The 15257-nt window shown below is 34.7% G+C and carries 17 protein-coding genes; 13 read left to right on the top strand and 4 right to left on the bottom strand.

Annotated elements, in window-relative coordinates; translation table 11 throughout:
* The first annotated feature begins 21 nt into the window (after positions 1–21).
* Complete coding sequence (locus tag Q4496_RS12740; protein ID WP_215972128.1) at positions 22–1716, top strand: alkaline phosphatase; 1695 nt, start codon at positions 22–24, stop codon at positions 1714–1716.
* Between the two features lie 227 nt (positions 1717–1943).
* Here the strand turns inward: Q4496_RS12740 and Q4496_RS12735 are convergent, their stop codons facing one another.
* Together Q4496_RS12735 and Q4496_RS12730 are read right to left on the bottom strand one after the other, a co-directional pair.
* Positions 1944–4319, bottom strand: coding sequence for a TonB-dependent receptor (locus Q4496_RS12735; RefSeq protein ID WP_303610570.1), 2376 nt, complete (start codon positions 4317–4319; stop codon positions 1944–1946).
* Positions 4320–4584: 265 nt separating this feature from the next.
* Positions 4585–5109, bottom strand: coding sequence for a M48 family metallopeptidase (locus Q4496_RS12730; protein WP_303602607.1), 525 nt, complete (start codon positions 5107–5109; stop codon positions 4585–4587).
* A gap of 493 nt (positions 5110–5602) precedes the next feature.
* Between Q4496_RS12730 and Q4496_RS12725 the strand changes: the two genes are divergently transcribed.
* Both Q4496_RS12725 and Q4496_RS12720 read left to right on the top strand, forming a co-directional pair.
* On the top strand, positions 5603–6220 hold the full coding sequence (locus Q4496_RS12725) for a DUF998 domain-containing protein (RefSeq protein WP_303602609.1): 618 nt from the start codon (positions 5603–5605) through the stop codon (positions 6218–6220).
* Positions 6221–6247: 27 nt separating this feature from the next.
* Complete coding sequence (locus Q4496_RS12720) at positions 6248–6457, top strand: hypothetical protein (RefSeq protein WP_215972131.1); 210 nt, start codon at positions 6248–6250, stop codon at positions 6455–6457.
* 253 nt (positions 6458–6710) lie between these two features.
* Here Q4496_RS12720 and Q4496_RS12715 read toward each other — a convergent pair whose 3' ends face one another.
* Positions 6711–7004 carry a type II toxin-antitoxin system RelE/ParE family toxin gene (locus Q4496_RS12715; protein WP_215972132.1) on the bottom strand — a complete coding sequence of 98 codons (294 nt, stop codon included), beginning with the start codon at positions 7002–7004 and terminating at the stop codon, positions 6711–6713.
* Positions 7004–7243, bottom strand: coding sequence for a type II toxin-antitoxin system ParD family antitoxin (locus Q4496_RS12710; RefSeq protein ID WP_303610569.1), 240 nt, complete (start codon positions 7241–7243; stop codon positions 7004–7006). The genes Q4496_RS12715 and Q4496_RS12710 overlap by 1 nt, the downstream gene beginning before the upstream one ends.
* A gap of 503 nt (positions 7244–7746) precedes the next feature.
* Here Q4496_RS12710 and Q4496_RS12705 point away from each other — a divergent pair.
* From Q4496_RS12705 to Q4496_RS12660, 10 genes are all read left to right on the top strand, one after another.
* Entirely contained in the window at positions 7747–9540 is a 1794-nt protein-coding gene (locus tag Q4496_RS12705) for a DUF262 domain-containing protein (protein ID WP_303610568.1), read from the top strand.
* A 57-nt stretch (positions 9541–9597) separates the two neighbouring features.
* Positions 9598–10506 (top strand): hypothetical protein, encoded by a 909-nt coding sequence (locus Q4496_RS12700; protein ID WP_303610567.1) that lies wholly within the window; start codon positions 9598–9600, stop codon positions 10504–10506.
* Complete coding sequence (locus Q4496_RS12695) at positions 10503–10706, top strand: hypothetical protein (RefSeq protein WP_303610566.1); 204 nt, start codon at positions 10503–10505, stop codon at positions 10704–10706. The genes Q4496_RS12700 and Q4496_RS12695 overlap by 4 nt, the downstream gene beginning before the upstream one ends.
* Positions 10696–11073, top strand: coding sequence for a hypothetical protein (locus Q4496_RS12690; RefSeq protein WP_303610565.1), 378 nt, complete (start codon positions 10696–10698; stop codon positions 11071–11073). Before Q4496_RS12695 ends, Q4496_RS12690 begins: the two co-directional genes overlap by 11 nt.
* Positions 11074–11210: 137 nt before the next feature.
* Positions 11211–11402, top strand: coding sequence for a hypothetical protein (locus Q4496_RS12685; protein WP_303610564.1), 192 nt, complete (start codon positions 11211–11213; stop codon positions 11400–11402).
* Between the two features lie 710 nt (positions 11403–12112).
* Positions 12113–12628, top strand: a complete 516-nt coding sequence (locus Q4496_RS12680; protein WP_303610563.1) for an adenylate kinase — start codon at positions 12113–12115, stop codon at positions 12626–12628.
* Between the two features lie 119 nt (positions 12629–12747).
* Entirely contained in the window at positions 12748–13218 is a 471-nt protein-coding gene (locus tag Q4496_RS12675; RefSeq protein ID WP_303610562.1) for a hypothetical protein, read from the top strand.
* A gap of 205 nt (positions 13219–13423) precedes the next feature.
* Complete coding sequence (locus Q4496_RS12670; RefSeq protein WP_303610561.1) at positions 13424–13579, top strand: hypothetical protein; 156 nt, start codon at positions 13424–13426, stop codon at positions 13577–13579.
* 357 nt (positions 13580–13936) lie between these two features.
* Positions 13937–14734 carry a DUF4261 domain-containing protein gene (locus tag Q4496_RS12665; protein ID WP_303610560.1) on the top strand — a complete coding sequence of 266 codons (798 nt, stop codon included), beginning with the start codon at positions 13937–13939 and terminating at the stop codon, positions 14732–14734.
* An 18-nt stretch (positions 14735–14752) separates the two neighbouring features.
* Entirely contained in the window at positions 14753–15100 is a 348-nt protein-coding gene (locus tag Q4496_RS12660) for a lactoylglutathione lyase (RefSeq protein WP_303610559.1), read from the top strand.
* The last annotated feature ends 157 nt before the right edge of the window (positions 15101–15257 follow it).

Below are 15257 nucleotides of genomic sequence, written 5' to 3'. Positions count from 1 at the left end.
AAACATCTTATTAAGTAAATTATGTCAAATACCTCCCGTCGTAAATTTTTAAAACTAACCACAGGTTTATCAGCTGGCAGTGTGCTTGCACTAACCGTATCTACTTCGTTAACTGGCTGCGCTATATTACAGAAAGAATCGTTAAGCAAAGTTGAATTTAACCATGGCGTTGCCAGTGGTGATCCGCTAAGCAATGCCCTTATTATATGGACTCGTGTTCAAAGTAAAGAGGCGAGTGCTGTCGTTGCATGGGAACTTGCTAGTGATGCTGATTTCAAGAATATTATTAGAAATGGATTTGAGAATACAGATAAGAGTCGTGATTTTACCATCAAGATAGATGTGCAAAATTTACAAGCTAACACTGAATATTTTTACCGTTTTGTTGGTTTAGACTCTGTAAGCCCTGTCGGTCGTGGTAAAACATTACCGGTTGATAATATTGAACAAGTTAAAATGGTAGTGGTGTCTTGTTCAAACTATCCTGCTGGTTATTTTAATGCTTATTCTGATGCAGCAAAACAAGAAGACTTAGATGTAGTGTTACATTTAGGTGATTATATTTATGAATATCCAATGGGCGGTTATGCCACGGACAATGCAGAAAAAATAGGTAGGCAATTAGCCGCCGACAATAGCGATGAAATCATTAGCTTAAGTGATTATCGTAAACGCTATGCCATATATCGAACAGATAAAGGTTTGCAGGCGCTACATGCCGCGGCACCATTTATTGTAGTTTGGGATGATCATGAAATCAGTAATGACACCTATAAAAGTGGCGCAGAAAATCACAGTGCAAATGAAGGTGACTTTTTTAAACGCCGCGCTGCAGCAATTCAAGCGTATTATGAGTGGTTACCTATTCGTCCTCCTATGGGGGAGCAAAACCCACAAATTTACCGTACTTTCGATTTTGGTAATTTACTTAGCTTACACATGTTAGACACGCGTGTTATTGCAAGAGATAAGCAATTGTCTTACAGCGATTATCGAAATAAAAATAGTAAAGAAATGGATATTGCTAAATTTTCCAAAGATCTTAATAACCCCGAAAGACACTTACTTGGTAAAACCCAATTAAACTGGTTAACATCTGCAGTTGATAAGTCAAAAGCAAAGTGGCAAGTGTTAGGTCAACAAGTTTTAATGACTAAAATGTGGCTGCCAACGGAAATTTTTTCACAAGCCGATCGCAATAATATTCCTGCGGTAGTGGCTGAACTCGGCGCGATAAAACAAGACGTTTTAAATAACAAAGCGGTGACGGATGAACAGCTTGCTAGGGTTAATAGCCTTATGCCTTATAATTTAGATGCGTGGGATGGTTATCCAGCAGAGCGAGAAGCTTTGTACAATAATGTATCTGCGTTAAACAAAAAGTTGATAGTCGTTGCCGGTGATACCCATAATGCATGGCATGGCACATTAAAAGATGCCAAAGGTAATATCGTTGGTGCTGAATTTGCCACGCCGGGAGTAACATCACCTGGGATGGAAAGTTATTTATCGATCGACACAGAACAAGCGCAAAAAATGGCAGAGGGCTTATCTCTATTGATCAATGACCTAGAGTATTGTGATTTATCACAACGTGGTTATATGCTTGTTACCTTAACTAAGGAAGAAGTAAAAGCTGACTGGCGTTATGTTGATAATATCATGTCAACGCAATACAACATCGTTAATCCAACACAAAGCATTTATAAAGCTTAAGCGCTAAACATAAGTTACGCTAAACGGATTAAATGGTCCGAACGATAGGTAACGATAATATAAAAGTAGGGCGGTTACGTTAATGCGTAACCGCTTTTTTATTTGCTTACTTTGTAAGTATATAGAGTAAATCAAGCTGAAGTGAAATGTAGACAATAAAAAAGCCACAATAAAAGTGGCTTAATTAATTATTTTAGGAGTATAAGTTGTTTACTGCTGGTTAGTGGTTATAAGCCCGCAGTACCAAAGTTCATGGTAAACTCAACACCAAACATACGAGGTGCACCCGCTACGAAAGTAGGGTTGCCAAATCCACCACCAGTATTCCCCGCATCAACTAAATATTCTTCATCAAGAAGGTTGTTAGCATATAAGCTTACAGACCAATTTGCATTACTCGAGATACCAACACGGGCACTCATTAAACCAAATGCTTCTTGGCTGATGTCTAAGCCAGATATTGGGGCATTTTCAGGCTCAAAGAATACTTCTGTACGGTAGCTGTATATTAATGAACTCGTTAGGCTTAAGGAGTTTGTTATTTCAGTACCGTAGAACACACCTGTACTAAATGTCCATTCAGGTTGTAATCTAAAAGTATTACCCGCTAATTGGCCATTGTTACTGTCATCGTCAATTTCTGCATCAAGGAAAGCCGTGTTTGCAAATACTTCAAATTCATCGCTAAGTAAGGCTCTTACTTCGGCTTCAAAACCAATATTAGTTGCAGAGCCAGCATCAGCAGAATAAGCAACGCCTTCTTCATCTTGTAAAGTCACTTGGAAGTTTGAATACTCTTGGTAAAACATTGCCACAGAGTAATCCACGCGGTTTTGTAATGCTTTACCTTTAATCCCTGTTTCGTAGTTCCAAATAACCTCTGCAGGTACTTCGCTAACCGAGATAGCAGCATCACCTTGTGCCGTAGCCATTGAGCTTACTTCAAGAACTTCAGAGCGTCTGCCCTTTGAAATAGTTGCATATACGTTAGTTGTTGGGTTAATTTCATATAATGCGTTAAAACGGGGCAGCCAGTCGTCATAATCGGCTTCTGCGTAGAAAATTTCACCACCAGTATCCACTGTGAATAATGCCGCACCGGTTAATACACTGTTAGGTGCGTCTGACTGATAACCACTGCGTTTTTCTTCTTTTACATAACGTAAACCAGCGGTTAGCTCTAATGCGTTAGTGGCACGGTAACTAACATCAGCAAAGGCTGAATAGGCAGTATTTTCACCATAGTTAGTAAATTCAAGCGAATAAGGAAGTAGCGTTGCGGCTCCTTCTGTTAAATATGGCGTTAATACGTTAACACTACCATCTGTATTAATACAAGGTAAGTCACTTCCTAATAAACCAAGACAATTTAAGAATACCGACTCTTCTGTACTAAATGGCACTGCTTGACTGCCGTCTTCATCAAAGTAGCTAGCACCAAAAATAGTCGTGAAGTCACCCGCTGTATAAACAGCACGTAATTCTTGGCTAAATTGATCGCCTTCAGCGGCTTCTGCAAATTCTAGAAACCAAGCTTGTGTGCCGTCACCGTCGAAAACTTCTAACGAATCAAAGCTACGTTGCGCCGTAATTGACGTAACGGTTAGGTTATCGTTTACATCCCAGTTAACGGTCAGGTTTAGGTCGTTAACGGTACGTTCTACCCCTAAATCTTCTTTACCAAATACATCTTTAGCAAGTGGTGAACCTGATAATTCTACAAAACTGTATGGGCTAGTGTCACCACCCGTTGGTGCGTATAAACCATTTTTAAATGAGGTACCAGAGTCATCATTTTTTTCATAGGTGTATACAAGATCAATCGTTACGTCGTTGTTTGGGGTAATGCGTAGAGATGGACGATAAGAAACATGATCAAGTGCATGCATGTCTTCTTGAACGAATCCGCCAGCACTTTGTGAATCATCATTACCCGCTATATTTTCAATAAAGCCGTCACGAGTACGGGAAGTAAAGGCAAAGCGACCTTGTACTAGATTGCTACCGCCGGTAACAAAACCACTTAAGTTTTTAGCGGAAAAGTTACCAACCGAGGCTTTAATTTGTGCGGAAAAGTCTTGTTCAGGTTTACGAGTAGCAACACTGATTGCACCAACAGAAGCGGCAGTACCAAACAAGGTTGCTTGTGGCCCTTTTACAACTTCAATGCCTTCAATATCAAATAGTTCAAAGTATGAGCCTCGTGAACGAGAAACATCTACACCATTATAGTATACAGAAACGCGTGATGATGATTGTGAAGAGCCACTGTCTGAGGTTATGCCGCGAATAACAAACCCTGGATTGTTTGGGCTTTGCTCTTGAATAACAAGCCCAGGGGTGATGTCTGATAATGCATCTAATTCACCAATGCCAACACTTTCCAAAAAATCACCATCATAAGCCGTTATTGTTACAGGTACATCTTGAATTGATTGCGCACGTTTTTGTGCAACAACCACAACTTCTTCCAAAGATTTTTCTATTTCTATTTCTTTTTCAGCTTGCTGTGCTGCATAACTATTTACTGATGTAATACATAACATCGCTAACGATAGTTTTGTTAGTTTAAATAAAGGTTGAGAGATATCTTTACTTGTCATTTTTAATTCCGATTAAAGTGGTTTTTTTAAGTCGAAAGGAGAGTAACCAAGTAATGCGAATTTTTTGCGTCGAAATAATGACAAATTTATGAAAATATATTTCAATTTTATGAATTGGTGTTGAGTTTATTTCTATATTAGTCCTTAATACATAAAGAAAAAAACTAAAAGCTTAAGGGAGGGGGCTATCCACAGGGCAATTATTTATTGTGAGTGACTCAAAAGCTAACACCTTTTGTTAACGAAATTTTCTAATTGATGATAATTAGTAAATAGGACCTTTTAATTCGAGTTGAGTTAGATATAAACGCATCTCAAATTCTAACTGATGGTAGTCTGGCAGCATATGTTGGCACAATTGATAAAATGCTTTATCGTGTGGCTTGACCCTGATGTGAGCTAACTCATGAACAACGATCATTTCTAAGAACGCTTCAGGAGCCGTTTTGAAAATATCGCTAATTCGTATTTCATTCTTACTTTTTAATTTACTCCCCTGAACTCTTGAAATAAATGTATGCAAGCCCAAAGCATTATTTACAACATGTATTTTTTTATCGTAAATAACTTTACTTAATGGGGGGGACTTTCGTAAATGAGTATTCTTTAAATTCATGACATATTCACGAAGCATTTTATCGTTGTTAATATGATGTATTTGAGGATGCTTCTGAAGTAAAAAATTACCTAATGTATCTTTTTCTATCATCGTGCTGATTTGATCTTGTACTTCACTTGAATATGCAGATAAATACTGTAATGGCGCTGGTTTAACTGTTGAGGATGGCATTTTTAGCTTAGATAATCGAATAAAGAAAATTGTACCTTACTTATTTTTATTCTGATAGTGATAAAATTTCAAGTTGAAAAGACAAACAAAAGATACTGTTTTAACGTATCTGGCCTTACACAACAAAAAACATAAAGCCAGTGATAAGCTTGTAGGCATCATCGCTGTCTTAATACACCAAATTCGATTTAATAACGCAATTTTGTGTGGAAAATGAGCATTAATATGCTCACTTTCCACATAGGTAATCTTCTAATTTATTGATTTTTAATATTTAATTTTTTAAGCACTGCTTCATACTCAGCACAAAATAGCTGAGTATGAAGCAGTGCTTAGTTTTTACAAACTTAATGTTTAAAAGAAAACCACCTATTTTACTATAAAGCTTTGACAGGTAATGATTTAATTATTATTGTTTTGTTATTCTTTTATTTCATAATCCGTTACTATCGTGAATTATGGATAATATACTGCTAACTGAGAAGGATATTTAGTGCGAAATTTAAATTACTGGTTGATCAATCAGGCACATATTGTTTGGATGGCTTCAATAATCAATATAGGTTTGGGGGTTATCATTCCTGACTTCGACTTTCTATCAAAAAGTATTAGCCATGTCGCGTTGGAAGCTCCGATTTTTGCGTATACTCATCGCGCTGCTGACATCATTATTGGTTTGTCGATGTGTGGATTTTCTTTTGGTATACATAAAATTTCACAGAATCGCTTTTCTGCAGCTACGCTGTCCTCATTTTTACTTGGCATCAGTATGATAAGTGCGGGTATCTGGACGCTGGAAACGCCACTTCACCTGTTGTACAACTTATCTATTTTCATGATTATTGTACCAATGAGCTTTGCGCTGGAGTTTAAAAACACTATTAAATCTCGCCTATTTGAAAGCTTTTCTGTAGCGGTAACAGTATTGCATGTTTTAATGTTTTGGTTTATATACGCAGGGTTTATACCGCAAGAATTTAACGGTTTAGTGCAACGCTTATGGGCCATTCCGACAATGGGATGGTTTGGTATAGCTGCTTACATGCTCATCTTGAATCAATTTTCAGTTAACAAGTCAATACAGCCGACCGCTAACGCGTCGACTGATTGAGACGTTGGTTTTCAAAGGATTTGAATTATGAGTCATAATCAAAAAGTAGTATTTTGGAGTATTTTCATAATGTTTTGCGTTGGAGCTACTGCAAACATTTATTCTCAAGGTGCTTTCGATAATATTACTTTAGGTGGCTCAATTATCATGGTGATCTTTTATCTTATTGTTGCAATATTTATTCGAAAGTTTGTAGAATCAAATCCTAAAGATATCGATAAATGGTTTAAAAAATAAATACATAAAAAGCAATTCAACGGGACACGTAAAGTTGGCTGCGTTCGTTCCTCACACATTATAGCCAACATACTTAGCCCATTAATTGGGCGTTGAGGCTGTAGAATAACTAACTCAGTCAAAACGACGAGCTTCTTTAGCTCCTGTATCAGGCTGTAGAGTGTTAACGCGATATAGGTAATGCATTTAGTACCCCTATTTTATGGGGAAATTTATAATAAACGAGTTATTCTACAAACTCGTTGGTATTTTTCTAGAGTGCGGAGTTAACATCCATACTTTTATGTAATATTCTTACGATAAATATTTGACTGTTTTTATACTCTTTGTAATAGATAACATGACTAGCTTGTGGGTATTTACTGTAACCTTCTCTTATGTAATCACAGTTAATACCCAGCTCGGGATCACCAGCTAATAAATGGAACGTGCTATCTAATACTTTTAGGTAATCATTCCGTTGAGAGAGTCCCCAAGTTATTTGGGTATATTTAGCTATTTTAATTAAGTCTGTTTTGGCTTTTGAAGATAATACAAACTTATTCATTAATGGTCATCTTTATCTAATTCAGTCAATAAGCTTTCATAGCTGTATTCAGCGATACCGCTTTGTTCGCCTTGGATTAACATATTACGTAAATTTAAAAGCTTAGCTTCTTGATCTTCTAAGACCCTTAATCCAGCTCTAACAATTTCACTTGCTGAGCCATAACGACCAGTGCTAAGTTGTCGGTTTATAAACTGATCAAAATGATCGCCTAGTGTAACGCTTGTATTTTTAGCCATGATGTAAATCTCATAAAGTACCTATATATAATACATTATGGTACAAAAAATATAACAAGTCACTCAAAAGGACAACAATAAAATAGCAATAAAATAGGACACCCATCTTTTAAACAATAAAATAGGACACCCATCTTTTATTGTTGTTGTAATACACCAAATCCGATTTAATAACGCAATTTTGTGTGGAAAGCGAGCATTAATATGCTCACTTTCTACATAGGTAAACTTCTAATTTATTGATTTTTAGTATTTAATTTTTTAAGCACTGCGTCATACTCAGCACAAAATAACTGAGTATGACGCAGTGCTTAGTTTCTACAAACGTAATGTTTAAAATAAAACCACCTGTTTTACTATAAAGCTTTGACAGGTAATGATTTAATTATTATTGTTTTGTTATTTTTTTATTTCATAATCCGTTACTATCGTGAATTATGGATAATATACTGTTATATTTTTCTTCAAAGTAGTCCGTATTATCAATAAAGGGTTTTAGAGTTATGCAAGGGAACTTAAGTATTAAAGGCGTTACCGTTCAGAATATATATACACAGTATTTAGCTGATTTATTTGTGATTAATAGACGTTATCAAAGAAAATTGGTTTGGAGTGTTGAAGAAAAAGAAAAATTTATTGATTCTCTAATAAATGGCTTCCCTATCCCTATGATAATTACTGCAAATCATAAGAATTCAGATGATGCGAATGCCTCAGAGATTCTAGATGGAATGCAAAGATTAAACGCAATAACTTCATTTATCGAAGGCGAATTTCCTGTGAATTCAAAGTACTTTAATTTGGCTTCTGTTGCGCAAACTAAGCAAAAGTTAGATTCAGGTGTCCTAGAACAAAAGCAACCAATACTAGATTTATCAGAATGTTCCAAGATACTAGATTATCCTGTACCTTTTTCTGTGTGTGATGTTAATGATCCCGAAAAGGTAGATGAAAGTTTTAGGCGTATAAACACGGGTGGTCGAACTCTCTCAAAACAGGATGTTAGGCAAGCTGGATCATTAGGGCTAATTCCTGACATGATTAGAGATGCTTCAGTATATATACGAAAAGATAGCTCACGTTCAAATATACTCAATTTATCTAATATGAAAAATATTAGTTTAAGTAATAATGGGCTTAATTACGGTATAAATTTGAAAAGTATATTTTGGGTAAGAACTTCTATTGTGACACCTGAAAACGTGAGAAAGTCTAGAGATGAAGAACTTGTTGCTCAATTAGTTTCATATATAGCAAACCCTGAAAGCTCACAAACTACATCTTATTATTTAGATGCTATTTATCGTGATGAAACCGAAGAAAGTAAGACATTAACCAAAAAAATTAATACCAAAGGCTATGAAACTGTATATAAACAGTTTTGCTTTGTTTTTGATGAGGTCGAAAAAACCCTTTCAAATACACCTCTTACTTTTAGTAAGTTAGTTTATGCTGGTCGTCCAGTTAGGGTGTCTAGAGTTTTCCAAGTTATATTTATTGCGTTTTATAAAGCACTTATTACTTCAAATTTAAAAATTTGTAATTATAAGAATTTATGCCAATCACTTTCCGGTGTTTTTGATAAACATTTGAAATCGTTAGATTCAGATAGAAAATGGGATTTGAATGATAGAGAAAAATTTTCTGACTCAATGTTGGGAGTTATCAAAAAACATTTTACTACTAGGTCTGGTAGTGATCGAAACCTAAGTTCGTGGGTTGAAAGTTTAGAGAATATTTTGAATGAGTCAAAAACAGAACAAGTTTGTTACGACTTCAAATTAGGATTACATCAAATTAGCGATGGTTCTGGGACTTATAACTCTAAAACATTATCTAAGATCATTAAAACTTTAGTATCTATGACCAATACAAAAGTAGGCGATTGCTATGTGATTTTGGGTGTTGCAGATGATGATGAATCAGCTGAGTTACATAAAAATCATTATAGTACGGAATATAGTAAATATAGTGGTTTTGCTATTACAGGCATTGATAGTGAAGCTAAGAAATATTGTGGCTCTATAGAGAACTTTGAAAGAAAGGTTTTGGCACAATTAGAAAAAGAACCTATTTCGGATTACTTTAAAGAATTAATAAAAGCAAATGTAGTCACATTTACTTATGGTAATAAGGAAATGATGCTCTTTAAGGCCGGTCGTTCAGATAAGCCTGAATTATATGATGACACGTATTTTAAACGTTCTATCTCTCACAATGAAAAAGTTACCCGTGATGGGGAGTTTGATTTCTTCGAGCTTTTTAAAAGAGAAAGTGAATTAGCACAAAAAATATAGCAAGTTGCTTATATTTTTAACAGGCATTAGTTATCTAGTATATTAATAGGAGGTCAGATGGCATTAGAAGAAGGAACTTTAAAAGTTCATTATGATGGCAAAGGCGTTTTGCTTAAACAACATCAAATGAAGGCTAAGTCTGTTTCTAAAAGTATTTTAGCTATAGAAACTATTTATGTTGAGGCATTTAAAGAAAGTAACCGTATTTTTAAATCTAAATATAGTACTGAGGTACTTTTAGAGGGGGGGTTTCAAGAAGGATCTTTATGGTGGGTTCTAAAAATATTTGGTAAAGAAGATGAAAGCCAAATTAGATTAGATCATCATAAATCGGGCTTTTCAATAATTTCTTCTGCACTTAACAAAGTGGTAGAAACATTAAAAATTATCTCTTTTGACAGCGCTGAAATAGTTATAAGAGAAACTGAAGACGGGTATGAAGTTGATGTCGATGGTGAAAATGTAGTACTTAATGAAGTTGAGTGCGCTATTTTAACAAATGAAAAAATTCGCTCAGCACTTAGTGATTTAGCAAAACCACTTTCAGATGAAGGTGTGGATACTTTAACTATCGAAAATTATACTAACCCTGATGATTCAATCAAAGTGAATAACAGTGATAAAGATAATCTGATAATTAACCGGAAGCACAAATATATTGTAGATGAAGGTAAAACTGAAGGTTTATTCTACATAGAAACATTATCTTATAATCCAAAGTCAAAATGGAAATTAGTGTCTCATGATGACCCAAGTTTTACTTTATCTGCTACTATCGTAGATCCTATCTTTTTAAAAAGGGTTTCAGATAACACTGAGAAATTTTCTAAAGATGATTTGTTAGATGTCGCTGTTAATTGGTACAAAGAAAAATCTAAATTAACTGGCAATGTGACAACGACTAATACTATTGTTGAAGTTAAAAGCCATGTTCCTTTTGAAGATAGGCAACGGAAACTGCTATGACTGCTTTAATATTATCTGTAATTATTATTTTGCTTATATATATAAGCCCATTAGTTTTACATCGATTTAAAACAAAAAAAGTAAATTTAAGCTATATCTCAAAAGATGGCTTAAAGCTGAGTACTACACTTTTTCTAAAAAAAGATGACCCTTTATGGGAAGCAGTAAAATTGCATCGTGAGGATATTGATGTCAAATAATACTGTAAAACGAAATATATCTAAAAGTGACTTATTTAGTAGTGCAACAATTTCAGGTTTGCTGACCTTTACTTTATTGTCTTTAGCTAAAACAGTAGACCCAACACACTGGTCCGCTACTTTTTTAACAGACCAATATATAGCTTTTATATCTGGTGCAGGTTCTTTAGTTTTGGCTTTCTTTTTCTCGCTTCTAAGGTATGAAATTAGTTTTATTATCAATAAACGTGACTATACGAAAAAAGTAGAAGCTATGAATGCGTTAATTGCAATAGCAACTTGCGAGAAAAAACTTAAAGAGTTAGAAGTAATAAAAAATAAAATTATTGGAGAAGCAGCTCAAAATGTTCTTCAACAAAAAATATAACAAGAAATTCAACAAGGACAAAAAACAGTTGGCTTTTTGTTCACTACGTTCACTTATGTTAGCCAACAATTTTTTGCCTGTTAATTAGGCGTTAGTAGTATCAGCAAATATCCATTATCAATCAAAAGGAAGTGTTAATGAAAAACGATTCATCATCTAAATCTAATAATTATTTAATTGCATCTTTTATTATGTTTTTAGGTTTAATCTACAACGTTTTTGAACAAGATTTTATTGGCTCAGGAGTGTTTTTAATTTCTGCTATAGTATTTTTATCCTTGGGTATAATCAAAAAACGTACAACAACGAAAGAAAACTCAGTGGATTAAAATACTACTAACAAATAAGAATAGGTGTCGCGAAGCCGACACCTTATTCGGGTGTTGGACAAGCCCGGAGCCTCCTTTATTATGTAAATAGCGTGATATTATCTGAAGTACTTGCAAGCAATAACCTAAATGCAAGACGTAGAAGACTGAGTCGATAAAGAGAATACTTTATCAAGCGTTATTTTTTTACTTTTTCATCTGTTTCTTTTTCCTTCTTTTTTACTTTCTATTATTGCCATTATCCTTATTATATTCGCCTTTCGACTAGGGCTTTCGTGCAATACCTATACGCACACAGCGTGAAATACAGTGACAATGAGGCGTATCTTGTAAACTAACTTGTCTTTTTCTTGCGGTAGCCATAATAAAAAACCTCTTCCTTTAGATTATTATTTAACCATAGGTAAGAGGTTTTAATTTATCAATTTTAAGTGAGTGTCTGAATTAATCTTATAAATAATATAAAACGAGTTATTCTACAAGCTCGTTATATGCTTTCGCGACCACTGATAATCCGATTATCAGTTGACATTAATTTACCGTTCGAACAGAATGAAGTTATGAATATAAATATTACGCAACAGATAACTCGAATTATTATCATTCCATAGGAATGGTGGTTTTTTGATGCGTTGAAAGTTATCAAATCCGCCCAAGAGGCGGATTTTTTATTTCTGCTTCATGGATTCAATCTCAGTCATGGAGGTAATATGAAAAAGATAGCAGTTTTTGGTAAACCAGGTAGTGGTAAGTCCACTTTAAGTAAAAGTCTGTCAACAGCTACGGGTATACAGTTGTATCAATTAGATTCAATAGTATATAAAAATAATGGAGATTTAGTAGATCGAAAGACATATGATAAAGAGCATGGAGATATAATCTCCTCTGATTCTTGGATTATCGATGGTTTTGGTCCAATTGGGTCATTTTATGAGCGACTAGATGTGGCCGATACATTGGTCTATATAGACTTACCTTATTTCCTCAGTTATTGGTTAGTGACAAAGCGACTTTTTAAAGGTTTGGTTGTTAAGCCTGAAGGTTGGCCAGATGGTAGCTCAGTTTTAAAAGGAACTTTAGAAAGTTATAAAATGTTAAAACTTTCTCCAAAGTTTTGGAATAATAGCTTTTCACAAAAATTAGAAAAAATATCGCCGAACAAATCTTTATATATAATAAAATCAATTGCTGAATTAAATAGCTTTATTGATGAGCATGTGAAATAAACGCATATAACAAGGCACTTAAACGGAACTAAAACAGTGAGTTACGTTTCGCTTCGCTACTCATTTTAACCCACTATTTTAGTCCGCTTAGTGCGGCGTTATGATTTTAGGATAGAACTGTGGTAACTCCAATAATAATTCTTTTAATTCTCTTTTCTCCATTAGGGATCGCTTTTTTCTATTCCAGATTTAAAAAGACACCTATTAATATAAACAAATATGCTTGTTGGGGACTAGGTTTAGCATTTATATTCTTTTTTATAGGTCACATTGCTAAAGCAAATGGAATGGCTGAAATGTTACCTCCTTGGGTGCCTTTCAAAATACCTTTAATATATATCACAGGAGCTATTGAGCTATTAGTTGGTATTGCTTTATTTATACCTAGATTTCAACTCGTAGCTGCTAAATTTGGCATTATTATCTTTATAGTGTTTTTTCCTGCCAATATTTATGCTGCATTTAATAGCGTTGGCCTTGGTGGGCATCAATGGGGACCTATTTACTTATTAATACGTGCACCGTTACAAATAACATTGATCGCCTGGGCGTATTTTTTGTGCATAAAAAATCATAACAACACGCCCTGAGGTGGACAACAAGTTTAAATTAGCTATTTATTGCTTATTTTAACCAACTATTATTTGCCTCTTAGTGAGGCGTTGAGGCTGTAGAATTTCTCCAAAAAGACGTATTTACGTCTTTTTTTATATTTCCTCAATTGTTTGTTTTTTAAGCTTGAAGCAAGTTCCTCGCTGTGATCTAATAGATATTATTCACCGATAGCAAAATATCATGGCCAATTATAAACCTGATTTATCCTGTCAAAGTAAGTTCATCCCCATCAATTTCTCACAACAAATAGTCCCCGGAACGTTTGAATATGCGCTTGCGCATATTGTTGATAATCACCTTGATTTATCGGGCTTCGAACAGTGGTATCATAAATAAAATAGGACACCCATCTTTTATTGTTGTTGTAATACACCAAATCCGATTTAATAACGCAATTTTTTGTAGAAAGTGAGCATTAATATGCTCACTTTCTACATAGGTAAACTTCTAATTTATTGATTTTTAGTATTTAATTTTTTAAGCACTGCGTCATACTCAGCACAAAATAACTGAGTATGACGCAGTGCTTAGTTTCTACAAACGTAATGTTTAAAATAAAACCACCTGTTTTACTATAAAGCTTTGACAGGTAATGATTTAATTATTATTGTTTTGTTATTATTTTATTTCATAATCCGTTACTATCGTGAATTATGGATAATATACTGTTAGTTTTCAAAATTGGATAGGTACATGTCTGAGAAAGAAGTAGAGATCGTTTTATGTGTTCCTGGTCCATGGGTAGATCGGAGTGATTTAGTTGAACGCATTGTTAAAGATAGTGAGGGTTATATCTTTGCAGGTATGATTCTAATGCAGATGGAGACAAATCAATCTTTTGAACTTGAATTTGAGAGCTCAGACGAACGGATGCTATCTGCTTTTGAAGCTGCTGGTCCTCACTGGAATAACTCACCTGAAATGGATCTGATCTCATCCCATAAATCTGTTTGTTATCTAATTTCTAAAGGCGGTTCAATCGAATCTGCCCACTCAATAATGAAAGCGGCTAATGCATTACTAAAAGCAGGGGGGCTTGGTGTTAAAGTTGAAAGTACAGGTTTAGCTCACTCTCCTAAAGATTGGGGAGAGCAATGTGAATACAGCTATCTGTTCAAAAGCCACTCATCATACGTTGTTTATGTAACCTCTGATGAGACTTATTCTTGTGGTATGCACAATTTCGGTCTACCCGATGCAATTATTAATAGTGCAGACTCAGATAACCCTTCTGAATTACTCAGGGCTTTTACACACTACATATTATCTGAATCACCAGATATAAATGATGGCCAAACATTCTCAGTAGACTCGGAAGCTCCCAAGTATAAAATCACCAAATGCCCCTCGATTGATTATGGGGAGAACACGTTGTTCAATAATCCTTTTGGAATGTGGAAACTCTATCCATTAGGTAAAAAAACTAACAAAAGCATGTTGTCGGACTGGTTTTACGCTCCACTCCAAACCATCCGCAAATGCTGTCGTTAGTTGCCAATGGAGAGTCCAGTGAAAGTTGATGATATTAGAGTTTTTATTCCTAGCAAGGATTACGAAATATCCAAATCTTTTTATCAAGCATTGGGTTTTCAAATGGATTATGTCACTGATGACTTATCCCTATTTGAAAACGGCGAATGTACTTTTTTCCTGCAAAGGTTTTATAACGAAGATTTAGCTAAAAATTTAATGTTTCAACTTTCTGTTTTAGATATAAATGAGGCTTTTGAAATTATTTCTAGTCTAGATGGTTTCGACATAAAGTATGAACCAATTAAAACAGAACATTGGGGTAAAGTTGTTTATTTGTGGGGGCCATCGGGAGAGCTTTGGCACATTACAGAGTTTAGCAACTAATAAAATAGGACACCCATCTTTCATTGTTATTGTATTAATTGTAATTTTGAGCGACTTTGAAAAAGCCACTTATTGTAAAGGACAATAAAATAGGACACCCATCTTTTATTGTTGTCGTAATACACCAAATCCGATTGAATAACGCAATTTTGTGTGG

Source organism: Colwellia sp. 5_MG-2023, from assembly GCF_030547795.1.
Lineage (GTDB): Bacteria > Pseudomonadota > Gammaproteobacteria > Enterobacterales > Alteromonadaceae > Colwellia.
The sequence above is the reverse complement of the archived record's forward strand: the minus strand, read 5'-3'. Positions and strand labels throughout refer to the sequence as shown.